At 38.9% G+C, this 18,211-nt stretch carries 11 protein-coding genes and 1 pseudogene; 5 read left to right on the forward strand and 7 right to left on the reverse strand.

The window, feature by feature from the left end:
• Positions 1-228: 228 nt before the first annotated feature.
• Positions 229-2,340, forward strand: a complete 2,112-nt coding sequence (locus tag FJR09_RS00115; protein WP_168653346.1) for a TIGR00300 family protein — start codon at positions 229-231, stop codon at positions 2,338-2,340.
• A 307-nt stretch (positions 2,341-2,647) separates the two neighbouring features.
• Positions 2,648-3,013 (forward strand): hypothetical protein, encoded by a 366-nt coding sequence (locus FJR09_RS00120; RefSeq protein ID WP_254433010.1) that lies wholly within the window; start codon positions 2,648-2,650, stop codon positions 3,011-3,013.
• Positions 3,014-3,055: 42 nt separating this feature from the next.
• On the opposite strand, the pseudogene FJR09_RS26045 reads toward FJR09_RS00120, so the two are convergent.
• From FJR09_RS26045 to FJR09_RS00140, 3 genes and pseudogenes are all read right to left on the reverse strand, one after another.
• Positions 3,056-4,049, reverse strand: a pseudogene (locus FJR09_RS26045) (Rpn family recombination-promoting nuclease/putative transposase).
• Between the two features lie 358 nt (positions 4,050-4,407).
• Positions 4,408-4,635, reverse strand: a complete 228-nt coding sequence (locus FJR09_RS00135; protein WP_168652418.1) for a hypothetical protein — start codon at positions 4,633-4,635, stop codon at positions 4,408-4,410.
• Between the two features lie 190 nt (positions 4,636-4,825).
• Positions 4,826-6,805, reverse strand: coding sequence for a bifunctional serine/threonine-protein kinase/formylglycine-generating enzyme family protein (locus tag FJR09_RS00140; protein WP_168652419.1), 1,980 nt, complete (start codon positions 6,803-6,805; stop codon positions 4,826-4,828).
• 108 nt (positions 6,806-6,913) lie between these two features.
• On the opposite strand from FJR09_RS00140, the gene FJR09_RS00145 reads away from it, so the two are divergent.
• Positions 6,914-7,690 carry a Uma2 family endonuclease gene (locus FJR09_RS00145; RefSeq protein ID WP_168652420.1) on the forward strand — a complete coding sequence of 259 codons (777 nt, stop codon included), beginning with the start codon at positions 6,914-6,916 and terminating at the stop codon, positions 7,688-7,690.
• A 77-nt stretch (positions 7,691-7,767) separates the two neighbouring features.
• Entirely contained in the window at positions 7,768-8,265 is a 498-nt protein-coding gene (locus FJR09_RS00150) for a DUF2085 domain-containing protein (protein ID WP_015080047.1), read from the forward strand.
• Between the two features lie 78 nt (positions 8,266-8,343).
• Here the strand turns inward: FJR09_RS00150 and FJR09_RS00155 are convergent, their stop codons facing one another.
• Positions 8,344-9,342, reverse strand: a complete 999-nt coding sequence (locus FJR09_RS00155; protein ID WP_015080048.1) for an N-acetylmuramoyl-L-alanine amidase — start codon at positions 9,340-9,342, stop codon at positions 8,344-8,346.
• Positions 9,343-9,506: 164 nt separating this feature from the next.
• On the opposite strand from FJR09_RS00155, the gene bchH reads away from it, so the two are divergent.
• Entirely contained in the window at positions 9,507-13,244 is a 3,738-nt protein-coding gene (gene bchH, locus FJR09_RS00160; protein WP_168652421.1) for a magnesium chelatase subunit H, read from the forward strand.
• A 13-nt stretch (positions 13,245-13,257) separates the two neighbouring features.
• Here bchH and FJR09_RS00165 read toward each other — a convergent pair whose 3' ends face one another.
• The 3 genes from FJR09_RS00165 to FJR09_RS00175 all read right to left on the reverse strand — a co-directional run bounded on the left by FJR09_RS00165 (position 13,258) and on the right by FJR09_RS00175 (position 17,821).
• Entirely contained in the window at positions 13,258-14,463 is a 1,206-nt protein-coding gene (locus FJR09_RS00165; RefSeq protein WP_015080050.1) for an ABC transporter permease, read from the reverse strand.
• Between the two features lie 137 nt (positions 14,464-14,600).
• Positions 14,601-15,923: an efflux RND transporter periplasmic adaptor subunit gene (locus FJR09_RS00170; protein ID WP_168653988.1), complete on the reverse strand. Its 1,323-nt coding sequence runs from the start codon at positions 15,921-15,923 to the stop codon at positions 14,601-14,603.
• An 86-nt stretch (positions 15,924-16,009) separates the two neighbouring features.
• Entirely contained in the window at positions 16,010-17,821 is a 1,812-nt protein-coding gene (locus FJR09_RS00175) for an ABC transporter ATP-binding protein (RefSeq protein WP_168652422.1), read from the reverse strand.
• Between the last annotated feature and the right edge of the window lie 390 nt (positions 17,822-18,211).

Genomic DNA, 18,211 nt, shown 5'->3' on the forward strand with positions numbered 1-18,211 from the left:
GATAATTATACACAAGAAGGTAAATACCAGCAATTGACATCTCTTCATAAACCTTTTTTGCTTCTTGTCCTCACATTGTCCCTAGTGGTAATAGAATAATAACGATATCCTTGTAAAGCCTACCAAGAGCAAAAGGTAAAGGTTAAGTAGCAGATTTGACAGAATTGGATCACCAAAACTCTGTATCCAGAAGACACTAGTAGCATTTTAGAAGTTCGTAAAATTTTTATGGTTTCCCAAATTCGTTTTTTGATGTGCGCTCCCGACCATTATGATGTGGATTATGTGATTAATCCTTGGATGGAAGGGAATATTCATAAGTCCTCACGCGATCGCGCCGTAGAGCAATGGAATAAATTATACAATGTCATTAAAAATCACGCCATTGTTGATTTAGTTGCCCCAGAGAAAGGTTGGCCTGATATGGTATTCAGTGCTAACGCGGGTTTAGTCCTTGGTGAAAACGTCGTTCTTAGCCGCTTTTTACATAAAGAACGTCAAGGTGAAGAACCGTATTTTCAACAGTGGTTTGAAAATAATGGTTTTAATGTTTACACTCTTCCCAAAGACCTCCCCTTTGAAGGTGCTGGTGACGCACTCCTAGACCGAGAAGGGCGTTGGTTATGGGCTGGTTATGGTTTTCGGTCAGAATTAGATTCTCACCCCTACCTGGCTAAATGGCTGGACATTGAGGTGATTTCTTTGCGGTTGATGGATGAGCGTTTTTATCATCTTGATACTTGTTTCTGTCCTTTGGCAAATGGTTATTTGCTGTATTATCCTGGCGCGTTTGATTCCTACTCTAACCGCGTGATTGAAATGCGCGTCGCACCGGAAAAGCGGATTGCTATTGAAGAAGCTGATGCTGTCAACTTTGCTTGTAATGCGGTGAATGTGGATAGCATCGTGATTATGAACAAAGCCAGTGAGAGTTTAAAATCACGATTGTCTGAAGTTGGTTTTCAAGTCATTGAAACGCCTTTAACAGAATTTCTCAAAGCCGGTGGTGCGGCTAAATGCTTGACTTTGCGGGTAACAGAACCTATTGGCGAGGAAATTCACGCTAATGCTTCTGTAGAAAGTCGTGTCATTCGCATGGAAGGACACTTGCTAGATGCAGGTTTAATTAACCGCGCTTTAGATTTAATTGTGGAAATGGGGGGAAGTTTCCAAGTTCTCAAATTCAACTTGGGAGAACAACGTCAAAGTACATCTGCGGCTGAGGTGAGGGTATCTGCACCATCTCACGAAGTGATGGAAGAAATCATCTCCCAGTTGATTGATTTGGGTGCGGTGGATTTACCCCAAGATGAGCGCGATTCTAAGTTAGAACCTGTGATTCAAGCGGGTGTTGCTCCTGATGATTTCTATGTCAGCACGATTTATCCCACTGAAATTCGTGTAAATGGAGAATGGCTGAAGGTGCAAAATCAACGCATGGATGGGGCGATCGCTATTTCCACAACTGCCAATGGTATAGTAGCAAAATGTAAACTTCTTCGTGATTTAGAAATCGGCGACAAAGTAGTTGTGGATGTTTTAGGTATTCGCACCGTTCGCAAAGCTGAATCACGCGAACAACGCAATTCCCAAGAGTTCAGCTTTATGTCTTCCGGTGTTTCCAGCGAAAGACGGGTGGAATTAGTCGTGGAACAGGTGGCTTGGGAATTACGTAAAATTAAGGATAGCGGCGGTAAAGTAGTTGTTACGGCAGGTCCTGTGGTGATTCACACAGGTGGGGGTGAACATCTCTGTCGCTTAGTGCGAGAAGGCTATGTACAGGGTCTTTTGGGTGGAAATGCGATCGCTGTTCATGATATGGAACAAAACCTGCTGGGAACATCCCTGGGTGTGGACATGAAGCGGGGTGTAGCTGTCCGGGGTGGACATAGGCATCATTTAAAAGTAATTAATACTATCCGCCGTTTTGGTAGCATTGCTAAAGCTGTGGAAGCGGGAGTGGTGAAAAGTGGGGTGATGTATGAATGTGTGAAAAATAACATCCCCTTTTCCCTCGCTGGTTCAATTCGGGATGATGGTCCGTTACCAGATACCCAAATGAACTTGATTTTAGCACAACAGGAGTATTCTAAAATCATTGAAGGTGCAGACATGATTTTGATGCTGTCTTCCATGCTGCATTCTATTGGGGTGGGAAATATGACTCCGGCTGGTGTGAAGATGGTTTGTGTGGACATTAACCCGGCTGTGGTGACAAAATTGAGCGATCGCGGTTCAATAGAATCTGTAGGTGTGGTGACAGATGTGGGTTTATTCCTCAGTCTGTTAACTCAGCAGTTGGATAAGTTGACGAGTCCTTATGTTGCTAATGTAGGTTAACAAACACAGCCTTTAAGATTCTCTATCTTGTGGTGCGGGCATCTTGCCCGCTTTTCCGCTTTCTTGTTTTGTATAAAAAATAATTAAATGAACCACAGAGGCACAGAGAACACAGAGGAATATAATATAAGCAGTTATAATATAAACAACGCTAACAAAGGAGATAATTCATTAGACATCTCCGGTAAAGATTGTAGAGACGTTCCATGGAACGTCTCTACAGAGGTTTCATGTCACGCATATTTAATTTTCGGAGAGTTTAACCAGTGAAACAGCCAGGAGAGAATTTTTAATTGCTCCTGTAATTATGGAACTAATTCACTATACCCATGCTAAAGTTAAAGTAGAGTATGGGTTGAATATCAATAATCAATTAAAAGGAGTTGTTGATTATTATATTAAAGCTGACAATCAATTATTAGTTATTGAAGCTAAAAATGCCGATTTAGAAAGAGGAATTGTCCAATTAGCTGTAGAATTAATTGCCTTTGATAATTGGTCTATTATTGATCATCCTATCCTCTATGGTGCAGTTTCTATTGGTAATATTTGGCAATTTGTAATTTTACATCGTGAATCAAAACAAATCACTCAAGATCTAAACCTTTATCGTGTACCCAATGATTTAGAAACTTTAATGAAAATTTTAGTAGCTTTAATGAAAAATTTGTAATTATCAAGTAGGTTGGGTTGCAAAACCCAACACCACAAATTATTAGTTCTGATGATCTTGTTGATTTAACCAAGTTACCAAATCAGCAACTTCAGAAATATTAAACAATGCAGCACCTAAATTTTCTAACTGTTCAACAGGTAAACCTTTGACTTTTTCAACTATTAAAGAATCAATTTCCCCAAACCGTTGATTAAGTAAACGTAGACAAAATTTAACTTCTCCTCTTTGTTCTCCAATTCTTTCTCCCTTCTGCAAAATATCCTGATAAATGACTGATTCTTGCATAATATCCTCACTTAACAATTGACGAATAAAGTCTTTCTCAAACCGCAAACCTGCTAAAATCTCTGTGTAAGCTGCAATATCCTGTTTAGTCTCCCTATCTGCAATTTTAGCAACATTATTGGCAATCTGGGATAATAGGCTTTGAGGTGAATTTGTCTGTGTTAATGGTGCTAATGGTAATAATGCCAGATTATTGAGAAATAAATCTGAATCTTGTTCCCACATTCTGATTACACGATAACGGTGTCTGGTTGTTTCGTTAACATATTCTTCAGTAAAAACAATTGGATCATTTGTTTCTTGCAAGAAAATCACGACTTGAGTAACAGGAACTTGATATGTACGGATTAATCTCAGAGGATGTTTGAAAAGTATCAGAATTAATCGAGATCCCCCCAACCCCCCTTACAAAGGGGGGCTAAATTCCTCAAAGTCCCCCTTTTTAAGGGGGATTTAGGGGGATCTGCGGGTGTCAGATCCCACACGAAAAAGTTTTCAAACATCCTCTCACTGAATAATCTAACTCTCTAAACGGAATTGGAGGTTTAGATTGTGGGTTGGTTTGAAATTCAATATGTAAAATCCGATTTTCTGTTTGTAAGAAGGTGACAAAATCAGCGCGAATTGGTTCTATACTCAATTCGGTTTTTAAGACTTTGATGGTTTTTGGTGCTTGGGGAAGCAACCATTTAGCAAAATCAAAGGGATATTTTTCTGCTAGTAGTTTACAAACGTTGTCAAAACTCATGAGATTATAAAATTAAATTGTCAGAATCAGGATATCCAGGATTTAAGGATTTCCAGGATGTTTGTTTGAGTTGTGTTTTTAGGGTTTAAGAGTTGGTTCTTCCGTACCTGTTATGCCAAATATGAGTTTATTTACCCCACAACCCATATAAATAAAGGATTTTATTGTTTTTGATACCAAATTTGTCAAAATAACCAATAAATTAATGTAAAATCCTTATATAACAAGGATCTTGGGATTTAAAAAAAATAATTTAGCATAACAAGTACCGAAGAGCCTAAGAGTTTATGATTAATGTTAATATATACGATTTTCAACATAAAATTTTCAAAATACAAATTATAAATACTTAATTCATTTAAACTAATTTAGGGATAGGAATATGGACATGACAAAAATCCTGATTCAGACAATATTCAGTTTCGCGCAAAGAAAGATGCAAAGCAGCAAAGACGCAAAGGAAAACCAGCAATTTATCAATAACATCCTGTAAATCCTCAAATCCTGGAAATCCTGATTCTGACAATATTGAATATTCATTTTCACGCAAAGACGCAAAGGAAAACCAGCAATTTATCAATAACATCCTGTAAATCCTCAAATCCTGGAAATCCTGATTCTGACAATTTAAAAAATGTGTGCTATCCTAAGCAAAGACACCACAATCGGCTTTATTGTCGAAAGAAAAAATTTTATTTTTCCGCCTAACGGCGGGGGTTAAGAAGGGAAAAGAGAAAGAAAAGAAAAGGGCAAAAGAGCAAGAGTGTAAAGTGGCACTAAGTCTTCATTGCACTAGCACAAGCAATCCGAAAACCAATACCGTTGTAACCGATGCTTGAGTTGTTACGATCTGCTGATCTACAGTTTTCCGAATGATAATTCCAAGAACCGCCACGCAGCAGCTTCCGTTTGCTTTGTCTTGTTAAAGCACGACCATCTTTGGGCGTACCATAATAATTGTCTATATAATCATCCAAACACCACTCCCATACATTACCGTGCATATCATACAAACCAAAAGCGTTAGGAGGAAAAGAACCTACATCTGTGGTTTGTTTACGGTACTGGCCTTTTGGTGCAGAAGCATAAGTATAATAACCATTATAGTTTACCAAGTCAGTGGTTATGCTTTCACCAAAATAAAATGGTGTGGTAGTTCCTGCCCTACAAGCGTACTCCCATTCAGCTTCACTGGGTAATCTGTAGTTTTTTCCTGTCTTTTGGCTTAACCGTTGACAAAAAGTAACTGCATCATTCCAACTAACGCCTTCAACAGGACGATTATCACCTTTGAAAGCAGAAGGGTTAGTGCCTATGATAGCTTGATACTGTGCCTGTGTCAATTGATATTTCCCCATACAGAAACTAGGAACAGTAACTTGGTGTTGGGGACTTTCATCTGAACCTCTTTGTGCTTCACTTTTCGGTGAACCCATCATAAATGTTCCCCCTGGTATTTCAACCATTTCCAATGTCACACCATTTCCTAAATCTTCTGTAAAGTATTTTGCTGACAAGTTGCGTCGCTTGATGATTTTCCCTGATGCGTTAGTGCTGACAACTTCAAAACTAAAGGTTTTCAAGTTATTTGAGGAAGTTGTATTTTCAGGAGTTGTTGTATTTTCAGGAGTTGTTGTATTTTCAGGAGTTGGTGTATTTTCAGGAGTTGGTATATTTTCAGGTGTTGGTGTATCTGAAATTGAAGTTTGATTTTGCTTCCCAGAAAATAAATTTTGTCCCACAAATGCGACAGTTACACCACCTAAAAATAATCCTCCATAGATAAAACCGCGACGATTGATTGTAGTTGGAGAATTTCCCAAAGATTGATTTTTATTTCCCCCTTGAGGTACATAAATAGTAGGAGGAACTTGTAAATCTTTAATAACTTCATCCGCAGATTGATAACGTTTTTGAATATCAACTTTCAACAACTTATCTAAAACTTTACCCAATTCCTGACTCACCGGACTAGGTAAATGTTGTCGCCAATTATTCACCCAACTAAAACCATTTATTGTCCATAAATTAAAAGGATGAACCCCTGTTAAAAGATGAAAACAATTTGCACCCAAAGCAAATAAATCACTGGCTGGATAAGCTTCACCAAGCTGAATTTGTTCCAATGGACTATACCCATAAGAACCTATTTGTGTTCCTATTTGGGTGTGAACTGTGGTAGTTAATTGTTTAGAAGCCCCAAAATCAATTAAAACCAACTTTCCATCACTGGCTCGGCGCATGATATTCTGTGGTTTAATATCCCGATGAATAACCTGGTGCTCATGAATAAACTTTAAAGATGGTAATAAATCTAGTAATAATTCCCGAATTTGGGTTTCCTTGTATTTTCCCTTTTGTGCTAATTCATCTAATAAATTTTCCCCTTTAATAAACTGTTGTACCAAATAGAGAAACCCATTATCTTCAAAATAAGCAAACAGCGTTGGTATTTGCGGGTGTTCTCCTAAATCTTGTAAACGGTTAGCTTCTTCAATAAATAATTCTGTGGCTTTTTTTAAAGCGTAAGTTCCTGACTGTTTAGGTGCAAGTTGCTTGATTACACAAGTTTCATTGAGTTTCTGGCTATCTTCCGCTAAATAGGTTCTCCCAAAACCACCTTCAGCAGAAAGCACCCGCAATACTCGAAAGCGATTGATTAATAATGGTATCAACGGGGTTCTGCAACTTTGACAGAACTTGTTATGATCAGGGTTGATAGGCTGGGAACAATCCGGGTTTAAGCAGCAGATCATAATCTGTGATAGATGACTGTATAACCTTTATAATACAATATTCAGTAATTCCGCGCTTCCTGTTCTCTGATATAATACTAAACTAACAACTGCAATCTTTTAAACAGTATGAGTGAAACCCTGGCTGATATTGCTATACCACCGCAGTTTCCTGATCATACTCAACTACCAGAGTCTGATGGTACTTTCGTGAAAAACTTTCAAGAACATCCTCAAAGTATAATTATCACAGATTCAATAATTCAAACTTTACAAATATTACATCCCGATGGACAATTTTGTATAGGTCAAGATTGTGGTATTTATTGGCGAGAAACAGAACCACCAGAAAAAGGTACAGTAGCACCAGATTGGTTTTATGTCCCTGATGTAGCACCTAGATTAGATGGTAAAATTCGTCGTTCTTATGTATTATGGCGGGAATATATTCCTCCATTAATTGTTATAGAATTAGCCAGTGGTAATGGTGACGAGGAACGAGATTCAACACCTCTAGCGGGTTTACAGGCAGGTGAAAAACCTGGTAAATTGTGGGTATATGAACGTATTATCCGTGTTCCCTATTATGCCATCTATGAAGTTAATCATGGCAAATTAGAGGTTTATCATTTGGTGGATTTGGCTTACCAAAAACTCCAGCCTAATGAACGTGGACATTATCCTATTGCGCCATTATGTGTAGAATTGGGACTATGGCAAGGAAGTTACTTAAATAATCCTGAACAACTTTGGCTGCGCTGGTGGGATTTAGATGGTAATTTGTTATTGGTAGGTCAAGAAGAAGCCCAATTACAAAAATTAAGGGCTGAAAAAGCAGAAGTTAAAGCTGCACAATTAGCAGCACGTTTACGGGCAATGGGGATAGATCCAGATGATGATTTATAATCATTTTGGGTGTTTTCTACCCTATAATACTAATTGCAGAAAACGAACCGCAGAGGCGCAGAGGACACAGAGAGAATATGGAAAGGGTAGTTTTGTTAAGAGGGTTACAAGTTAATTGGGTGAGTTTTTTTGCGGATTTCCTATTAGCTGGGATGGTTTTTGGTCCCCCTCTTGCTCCTTTTTTGGCTGCGTCTGGCGTGTTTTTGCTTCCGGGGATTGCGGATATTATTTACTTTATGGGTAATCATGTATGTCCCCAGCCTACTATGGGTTTGGAGTTATCTCCACCTTTTATTATGGCGGTTTGTATGCGCTGTTATGGAACGGTATCAGGTTTATTGATGACTCGGATTTTGTATGGTTTAACTAATGGCAAAGGCGTTTTTTGGTTAAGTCAATATGGTTGGACTGGTGCGGCTTTTGCTAGTGTATTAATGATGGCTTATCCGTTGGAGTTAGCAGCGCAGATTTTCGGTTTATGGGATTTTAATAATTATATTGTTACGCCTTTTGGTTTGATTACGGGTTTGGCTTGGGGTTTATTTGCTATGCCAATTTTGCATTTTCGCAGATAGGAAGAGGGAGATTTACTCCCTATTTATCAGTCGTATTCTTTGAGGAATTAGGGATCAATAAATTAAATGAAAATTTATCTAACCTACCAATTTTTGCCAAGTAATTGCCCCAATAATACCATCAGCAGTTAAACCGTTTTGTTGTTGAAATTTCTTGATTGCTGCTTCTGTTTGTGGACCATAGATACCATCAGGATCAGCACCGACACGATATTGTAAATATCTGATAATTACACCACTAGTATGAGTTCCTTGCACAACTCGTTTAGCTAATATTTGATTGATAGCATCCCAAGTAGTATTACCTGCTATTCCTGTGGGTAAAACTCCCACAATTCTCTGAAATTTTTCCGTTGCGGAAGATGTAGCTTGTCCCATGCTATTATCTTCGACTAGGGTCCGATTATTTTTATCAGTAATTTTCAGCCGATTTAAAGCTTTTTGTAGTCGGAGAATGCTCTTATCTTTATTCTGTTCTTCATCTATAACAGTATTTACAGAAGCATTAGGAACAGGAACAGCAATAGGAATAGACACACCAGGAACAGGATTTACAGGAGTATTTGCTACTTTACCTGTTAAGCCGGCAACTATGGCATTAGCCATTGTTTCACCATCATATAGTTGTATATCTTTGGCAGAATCAATGAAGCAACATTCTATAAGAATTCCTGGCATATTTGTTCTTCTGAGAACATACAAATGTGAGCCACTTTTAACACCACGATTAAAAAAGCCCAATTTGACAATTTCATCTAATACTTTTTGGGCAACTTTTTTGCCAGCGTCGCTAATAGCAAATACTTCTGTTCCATTAGCTTGTCCATTAAAAGCATTAAAATGAATAGATACAAAAATATCTACTCGGTTACTATTGGCTTTTTCGCACCGGCTACCTAAAGATTGATTTACTGTCCTGGCACTATTCGGTTTACAGGCAATTACTGTATGTCCTAAATTTTCTAATTTAGCTATAACCTTATTACCCACTTCCATTGTTAACTTATTTTCGGATTTAATTCCCTCTGCACCACTATCGGGAGGGCAATTGTGACCAATATCAATACCGAATTTCATTTGTATCTCCTTAATTGACTTTTTTACTATGCCAAGAGTCTGCTACTGGTTAATATAGTTCCAAAAAGCATAGACATTATTTTAATCTCTAGGTAGAGATTCCCCCATTAATCTCCAAAAATGTTTAAGATCAATGTAAAGAAATATTTCGTAGCAAAAGCATAATGAAACGCATTGTCTTGATTGCTGGGTTTGAATCGTTTAACGCGGACTTGTACCGAAAAGCGGCTGATTTGGCTAATTCCCGGTGTCCAGAGTTGGATATTCGAGTATTTAGCGATCGCAATATTACCACCAATAGCACGGAAGTAGCAGCGGCACTTAAAAACGCAGATGTATTCTTTGGTAGCTTACTCTTTGATTATGACCAAGTTGTATGGTTGCGGGAGCGTGTCGCTAACATCCCTATCCGGCTCATTTTCGAGTCAGCACTGGAATTAATGAGTTTAACCAAAATAGGAGCTTTTGCGATTGGTGACAAACCCGCAGGAATGCCCAAACCCATTAAATTCATCCTGGACAAATTCAGCAACGGTAAAGAAGAAGACAAACTTGCCGGTTATATCAGTTTCCTGAAAATCGGACCAAAGTTATTAAAATTCATCCCCGTCCAAAAAGTCCAAGACCTTCGTAACTGGTTAATTATCTATGGTTACTGGAACGCCGGCGGTTCAGAAAACGTCGCTTCCCTATTTTGGACAATTGCGGAAAAATACTTAGATTTAAAAGTTGGAGATATACCCCCACCCATGGAAACCCCCGATATGGGGTTATTACATCCTGATTATCAAGGATTTTTTACATCACCCAAAGCATACTTAGAATGGTATCAAAGAAGGAGTCAGGAGTCAGGAGTCAGGAGTCAGGAGAAAGAAAGGAATAAAATTACCCAGTCCCCAATCATCGGTATTTTACTTTACCGAAAGCACGTCATCACCAAATTGCCCTATATTCCCCAACTAATCCGCTATTTTGAAAAAGCGGGTTTGACTCCCTTACCCATCTTTATCAACGGTGTAGAGGGACACGTAGCCGTTAGAGATTGGATGACCAGCGACTACGAAACCCAAGAACGTCAAAGAGGTAAAATTGAAACCCTTTCCCTTTCCGCAGAATCGGTAAAAATTGATGCCATAGTTTCTACCATTGGTTTTCCCCTGGTTGGTGGTCCGGCTGGTTCAATGGAAGCCGGAAGACAGGTGGAAGTAGCTAAACGCATTCTCACAGCTAAAAATGTCCCGTATATCGTCGCTGCACCCTTATTAATTCAAGACATTCATTCTTGGACAAGGCAAGGCGTAGGCGGTCTGCAAAGTGTTGTCTTATATGCTTTGCCAGAATTAGATGGCGCAATTGATACAATTCCTCTCGGTGGTTTAGTTGGGGAACAAATTTATTTAGTTCCTGAACGAATACAGCGATTAACTAATAGAGTTAAAAGCTGGGTTTCTCTCCGCCAAAAACCTATTTCTCAACGGAAAATTGCCATTATTTTATATGGTTTTCCCCCTGGTTATGGTGCTGTAGGAACTGCTGCATTATTAAACGTTCCTCGCAGTTTAATTAAATTACTTCATGCACTGAAAGAACAGGGTTATACAGTTGGTGAAATTCCCGAAGATGGTGAAGAATTAATTCGCCAAATTAAAGCAGCGGATGAAATTAATCCCCTGGTAGAAAATAACATAAAAGACATCACAACTGTTAATGCTAGAACATTAGAAAAATGGTTAGGCTATCTTTTTACATCTCGCATTGAAAAACAATGGAAATATCTCACTGGTAGCGGCATTAAAACCTATGGAGACGAGTTTAATATTGGTGGTGTACAATTAGGAAATGTGTGGATAGGTGTCCAGCCACCTTTGGGAATTCAAGGAGATCCCATGCGGTTAATGTTTGAAAGAGATCTAACCCCCCATCCTCAATATGCAGCTTATTATAAATGGTTACAAAACGATTTTCAAGCTGATGCAGTTGTTCATTTTGGAATGCACGGAACGGTAGAATGGTTGCCAGGTTCACCATTAGGAAATACTGGCTATTCTTGGTCTGATATTCTCTTAGGAAATATGCCCAATCTCTACATTTATGCCGCAAATAATCCTTCAGAATCAATTTTAGCCAAACGTCGCGGTTATGGTGTGTTAATTTCTCACAATGTCCCTCCCTATGGACGCGCTGGTTTGTATAAGGAATTGGTAAATATCCGCGATTTAATTGCTGAATATCGAGAAGATCCAGAAAAGAATTATCTGTTAAAAGAAGGCATTTGTAAAAAGATAGTTGATACCGGTTTGGAGGTGGATTGTCCTTTTGATGATGCGAAAAGGTTGGGTATTCCCTTTACGCCGGAAAATGTGAGGATGTTTAGTAATCACGCTTTTGATCATTATTTGGTGAAGTTGTATGAGTATCTGCAAGTTCTCGAAAATCGTCTTTTTTCTTCTGGTTTACATACTTTAGGTGAAGCACCAAATCAGGAGGAGTTAATTGGTTATTTGGATGCTTATTTTGGGGGAGAGAATGAACCACGTTCGCGCAGCGTCCCGGAGGGATATAGAAGCGAAGAACACGAAGGAAGAAAGGAAGAAGAAAGAAAGGAAATTACAAGGTTATTAAATCAGTCTACTGATGAGTTAACGAATCTTTTAAGGGGTTTAAATGGTGAGTTTATTCCTCCTGCACCTGGTGGGGATTTGTTAAGGGATGGTGCTGGGGTGTTACCTACGGGTAGGAATATTCATGCTTTAGATCCTTATAGAATGCCTTCTCCTGCTGCTTTTGCACGGGGTAAGGAAATTGCTAAGAAAATTATTTCTCAGTCTTTAGATGAAAATAAGAAATATCCCGAAACTGTAGCAGTTTTATTATGGGGTTTGGATGCTATTAAGACTAAGGGTGAATCTTTGGGAATTCTCTTGGAATTGGTGGGTGCTGAACCTGTGAAGGAGGGAACTGGACGCATTGTTAGATATGATTTAAAACCTCTTGCTGATGTTGGACATCCGCGCATTGATGTGTTAGCAAATCTATCGGGTATTTTCCGGGATAGTTTTGTGAATATCATTGAATTATTGGATGATTTATTTCAACGGGCTGCGGAAATTGATGAACCGGAGGAAATGAATTTTATTAGAAAACACGCTTTGATTTTAAAAGCCCAAGGTGTGGAAAATTCTTCCGCAAGATTGTTTTCTAATCCCTCTGGTGATTTTGGTTCTTTGGTTAATGATAGAGTTGTTGATGGTAATTGGGAATCTGGCGAAGAGTTGGGGGATACTTGGGAAAGTCGCAATGTTTTTAGTTATGGTAGAAATGATAAAGGACAAGCTAGACCAGAAATATTGCAGACATTATTAAAAACTAGCGATCGCATTATTCAAGAAATAGATTCGGTAGAATATGGTTTAACTGATATTCAGGAATATTATGCCAATACGGGAGGTTTGAAAAAAGCTGCCGAAAAGCAAAGTGGAAAAAAAGTACAAGCCAGTTTTGTCGAAAGTTTTTCTAAAGACACCACACCCCGCAATTTAGATGATTTATTGCGAATGGAATACCGAACTAAGTTATTAAATCCCAAATGGGCTGACGCAATGGCTAATCAAGGTTCTGGTGGTGCTTTTGAAATTTCCCAACGCATGACGGCTTTAATTGGTTGGGGTGGTACTGCTGATTTTCAAGATGATTGGGTTTATGATCAAGCCGCAGAAACTTATGCTTTAGATCCAGAAATGGCGGAAAAATTACGCAAAGCCAATCCTGAAGCTTTTAGAAATATTGTGGGGAGAATGTTGGAAGCATCGGGACGCGGTTTATGGCAAGCTGATGGAGATAAGTTGGATAAGTTGCGAAAGTTATATGATTTGACTGATGAGGAATTGGAAGGAGTGACGTAAAAAATCTCAATAATCACCCACTTCTCAGGGCAACAATTGGGTCTAACATTGCTGCTTGTCGGGCTGGAAATACACCAAAAATCAAGCCTATACTCCCGGATATTCCCACGGCGACAACAATCGCATATAGAGGAAATTGAGGAGTCAAAGGCGTGAAGAAGGCTAACGGCATAGTTCCCCCAACTCCTACAATTATGCCTAGCAAACAGCCAGAAAGAGAGAGAATAATTGCCTCAATTAAAAATTGCGCTAAAATATCATTCTGAGTTGCCCCAACTGCCTTACGCAACCCAATTTCTTGAGTACGTTCAGTCACAGAAACCAACATAATATTCATAATACCAATGCCACCCACTAACAAAGAAATAGCCGCAATTAATGCCAATAATAATGACAAAACACCAGTTACCTGAACTACCAATTCTTGAAACTTCTTATTAGCAAAAACAGCCACATCTTTTTTCCCATGTAGTCGAGCCAGAATATTAGTAATTTGAAAACCTGCGGCGCGAATACTATCTCTATTTTTGGCAGTCACTAAAATATAACTGAGAGGAATATCAGATATTGATCTGCGTCCCACTAACCTATTAGCAAATGTTGTGAGGGGAACAATAGCAGTTTGATCAGAATTCTCCCCACCAAATGCACCCTTTGATTGCAATAAACCAATCACTTGAAACGATATATTATTAATGAGAACTTCTTGCCCTACAGGATTTTCATCGCCGAAAAGTTTCCGACTAGTTTCTGCACCCAAAACAGTAACTTGAGCCTGTTCTTGCTGTTGTATTTGGTTAAACATTCTGCCAGTGACAAGAGTAAGATTCTGCACAGCAAGCAAATCGAACGTAGTGCCTTTAACAGTTGTTGATGTTAACTTGTTATTAAAACTAATTGACATTTTTTGCTCATCTATAGGCGCAACTTTGCTAACACTAGGAACTTGAGCTTTAATTGCTTCTGCATCTGATAACACCAATTGAGCATCAGGAAATTTCATGCCTTCATCATCTTCAAAAGTGCTATATACCGTCAGTTGATTTGCTCCAAACGCCTCAAGTTTACCCAACACAAGATTCTGTGCGCCCTGTCCAATCCCAATCATACTAATAACTGAAGCATTGCCAATAATTATTCCCAACATAGTTAATCCGCTACGGAGTTTATTAGCAGCAAGAGTTGCAAAAGCCATGTTCACACTTTCCAGCAAATTCATAATTTAAACTCATAAAAAGAGAAACTTACATAAAAAACACCCAACCACCTAACACAAAAAATCTCTTAAACTCTCATTCCTCCGTGTCCTCTGTGCCTCTGTGGTTCGTTTATTTAAATATTTTTTATTAGAAGTCCCTAAGATCCAGTAACACGATCAATACCATCAATTAATTGATTAGCCGGTGGTTGAATAAAAACCCGTTCACCCTCAGAAAGCCCGCTCAAAATTTGCGTTTTATCACCAGAAGTAATTCCTACCTGTACAGGATGAAATTTTGCTTGATTATCTTTATCTGGTAACAGTACACCCACCTGCCCTCCCTTCCCAGAAACCACCGCAGCCGAAGGAATAACCAAGGCATTGCGAATGTCATTCACCAAAAAAGTTAACTTCACATTTAGCCCTACCTTGAGTTTATCTTGACCCGTTGCCAAAGCAATCTTGACTCGCATAAAAGTGACATTTTCTTCCTTAACTCCTCTAGGAGCAATCAGACGGACTTTCCCTTGAAAAACTTGATCAGGAAAAGCATCAAGGCGAATTTCTACAGGCTGATTTTTCTGAATTTGCGCCATATTCACTTCGGGAACTTTAGCTTCTATTTCCAAACCACTGGATAATTCAGCAATGGAGGCACTAGTTCCCCCTTCATTGGTAGAAACAGAAGTATTTGGAGTTACGAAGTCACCTGCTTGGGCAAAACGTCGGGTAATTAAGCCAGCAAAAGGGGCGCGAATGAAAGTATTTTCTAACTGATTTTCGTAAAATTGTAATTGGGCAGTTGCTTGAGCTACTTCAGCACCAGCTTTGGTAATTTCCTCAGTTTGATAACCGGAAAGTAGTTTTTTCACTTGTTGTTGGGCAGATATCAGACTAAATTTAGCTTGTTGTAAGTTATCCCTAGCGCTTTTTTCTTCGTTCAAGACGGCATCTAAATCATCACGGGATACTGCTCCTTGAGATGTAGGATATTGCCTGCGCTTGACTCGTTGAGAGGCTAATGCCAAGCGAGATTGAGCTTCCCTCACTTGCGCCGTGTACTTACGCACATCAGCTTGAGCTATGGCAATTTCTTCCGGTCTGTAACCCTTACGCTTTTCTTGTAATTCGGCTTTTGCCTTCCATAACAGCGCTCGATACTGATTCACCTGGGCTTGAAAGGCTTGACGCTCCATTTCTGCGATTAATTGTCCTTTTTGGACAGAACTACCTTCATCTACATAGAGTTTGGCAATTCGACCGGCTTCTCTTGGGCTAATATTAATTTTGCGAACTGGTTGGACAACTCCATTGGTTTTGATTTTAATGTTTAAGTTGCTGGTAGTGACAGGGACTGTTAAATCTGTAATATCATTTTTGCTGGGTTGATACCAATGGCTGAAGTAAGCAATACCCATTCCAGATAAACCAAATGCAGTCAGCCCAATGAGCCAAGGAATCGGATTTTTGATCTTCATAGCTGATGTGTACCTTGCATACTGAGGAATCTAAAACTTTGCGTCTTTGCTCCTTTGCGTCTTTGCGCGAAACATAATTTTTGATATTACACTCCGTACTGTTCTACCTGCATATTCCATAGGGATGTATATTCTCCTCCTAGTTGTAAAAGTTCTTGATGAGTACCATCCTCAATTAAATGACCATCTTTGAGGACTAAAATCCGGTCAGCCATTCGCACCGAGGCTAATCTGTGGGTAATCAGAATGGTAGTTTTGCCTTCAGCTAGTTCCACAAACCGCAGGTAAAAATCACACTCGCTGCGGGGGTCAAGGGCTGCGGTAGGTTCATCTAAAAGTAGTAGTTGGGCTTCTTTGCGAACAAAAGCACGAGCTAGAGCTAATTTTTGCCACTGTCCTCCAGAAAGTTCTGTACCGCCAAACTGTTTACCCAATTGTGTATCTTCCCCACTGGGAAAATCATCAACTAGTTTGACGATATCGGCTTTTTCTACTGCATATCTAAGAATCTCTCGATGTTCTAACGCTGCTAAATTTCCTAATGCAATATTTTCGCCCAAGGTAAGTGAGTAATGGCCAAAGTCTTGAAAAACCCCCGCAATTTGCCGCCGCCACTGTTCTAAATTTAAATCTCTAAGGTCTATCCCATCAACCATAATCCGTCCTGTGGTGGGGTCGTAAAGCCTCGTTAATAGTTTGACTAGAGTGGTTTTACCTGCGCCATTTTCGCCAACGATAGCGACTGTTTGTCCTGGGTAAAGGGTAAAAGAAATATCCTTGAGTGCTAATCTACCATCTGGATAGTGAAAATCAACTTGCTCAAAAGTAATACCTGCACGAATCGGAGTGGGGATTTTTTCTCCGGGTATGTTCAATACCATGGGGGTAGGACTGTCGAGAAAGTTGAAAAACTGCTGCATATAAATAATATTCTCGAACAAATCCAACCAATGACTGACAAATCTTTCTAAACTATTCTGGAAGTAAGTTAATGATTGTACGAACAGAAGTACACTTCCTGGACTTAACAGTCCTCTAAAGGCTTGTTTGACTACCCAATAGAAAGAAAATCCGTTTCCTAATGTACTCAAAATAGCTAAACTAGATGACCAAAATGCTTGTTTACCTCGCAAATGACCCATGGATTGATGTAACGATTGAAATGCTTGTCCGTAAAGCTGCATAAAAAATGCACCTAGCTGAAATAATCTAACTTCTTTGGCATAGGTGTCAGTTAGCATTAAAGAGGTGTAATACTGCATTTTTCGGGCTTGAGGACTGTTTTCAAATAAGGTGATCCAAATCTCTCTACCATATTGGGAAGAAACTACTATTTGGGGTATAGTAGCGATCGCAATTACCAATGGTATCCAAAAAGCCAGGGGAATTAATAGCCCAATTACCACGATTAAAGTAATCAATGAGCGACTTAATTCCACCAAGTTCTCAACTAAGTTTAAGGGTTTATAGCTAACTTGTTGTTGCAGAATTTGTAACTCATCATAAAATTCAGCATCTTCAAAACGGCTCAAGTCGGCAAAACTATCAGCTTTTCGCATTAATAATAAACTAATATGCGCCGCTAATTTATCATTGAGATTTCCTTGAAGTGCCAATATCCAAGGATAGAGAAGGTTTTCTAATAGCAAAGCTCCCACCCATGCTGCTACCAAATACCACAAAATTGAATCATCTAATGCTTGACCAGTTGTTAAGGCTGTAGCCACAGTATCTACTACCAGTTTGGTAATCCAAACACTAACCCCAGGAAGAAACCCTTGCAATAAAGTCACAGCAATTAAAAACACCATTTCTTGAGGTGCTGCTGTCCATAACAAGGGTAAAGAACGAAATAAAATTCTAGTGTAGTCTCCAGCCCAAACTCTTAAATCGCTCATTAATTAAACCTGAATTTTTATAAAGGGTTAGATAATTCTCTGATTTCCAAAAGTTTGATATTTTCTGAGTAATAACTAGATTTATCACTTGAGAGAGTTTATTTTTCAAGAATCAAATTTTATCCTTTTCCAACTTAACCAGCAATCAGTCGCTGCAAAGTTGATCAGGAATTTTTTCGGATTCTGCTATCTATTACTTTAATATTCTACTTTTGAAAAATTTTGTTCTCCACTTCTTAGGGATGAATATTTCAAAAATTTTCAAATGTCTGTTGTTCAGAATTTTCACGGATATCAAAACAGCCTAGAACCAATATAACCTTGATCATTAAAGGATGATCAGATATTTTATTTGCTATTTTTAGATAAATCCTGAAAAGTAATCAAGTC

Origin of the sequence: Dolichospermum sp. UHCC 0406, assembly GCF_009712025.1 — a bacterium.
Lineage (GTDB): Bacteria > Cyanobacteriota > Cyanobacteriia > Cyanobacteriales > Nostocaceae > Dolichospermum > Dolichospermum lemmermannii.

Coding starts and splice junctions, on each gene's coding strand:
- FJR09_RS00115 (WP_168653346.1), top strand. CDS start 229: ATGGTTTCCCAAATTCGTTTTTTGATGTGCGCTCCCGACCATTATGAT.
- FJR09_RS00175 (WP_168652422.1), bottom strand. CDS start 17,821: ATGAGCGATTTAAGAGTTTGGGCTGGAGACTACACTAGAATTTTATTT.
- FJR09_RS00150 (WP_015080047.1), top strand. CDS start 7,768: ATGGAAAGGGTAGTTTTGTTAAGAGGGTTACAAGTTAATTGGGTGAGT.
- FJR09_RS00140 (WP_168652419.1), bottom strand. CDS start 6,805: ATGATCTGCTGCTTAAACCCGGATTGTTCCCAGCCTATCAACCCTGAT.
- FJR09_RS00135 (WP_168652418.1), bottom strand. CDS start 4,635: ATGTTATTGATAAATTGCTGGTTTTCCTTTGCGTCTTTGCGTGAAAAT.
- bchH (WP_168652421.1), top strand. CDS start 9,507: ATGAAACGCATTGTCTTGATTGCTGGGTTTGAATCGTTTAACGCGGAC.
- FJR09_RS00155 (WP_015080048.1), bottom strand. CDS start 9,342: ATGAAATTCGGTATTGATATTGGTCACAATTGCCCTCCCGATAGTGGT.
- FJR09_RS00170 (WP_168653988.1), bottom strand. CDS start 15,923: ATGAAGATCAAAAATCCGATTCCTTGGCTCATTGGGCTGACTGCATTT.
- FJR09_RS00165 (WP_015080050.1), bottom strand. CDS start 14,463: ATGAATTTGCTGGAAAGTGTGAACATGGCTTTTGCAACTCTTGCTGCT.
- FJR09_RS00145 (WP_168652420.1), top strand. CDS start 6,914: ATGAGTGAAACCCTGGCTGATATTGCTATACCACCGCAGTTTCCTGAT.
- FJR09_RS00120 (WP_254433010.1), top strand. CDS start 2,648: ATGGAACTAATTCACTATACCCATGCTAAAGTTAAAGTAGAGTATGGG.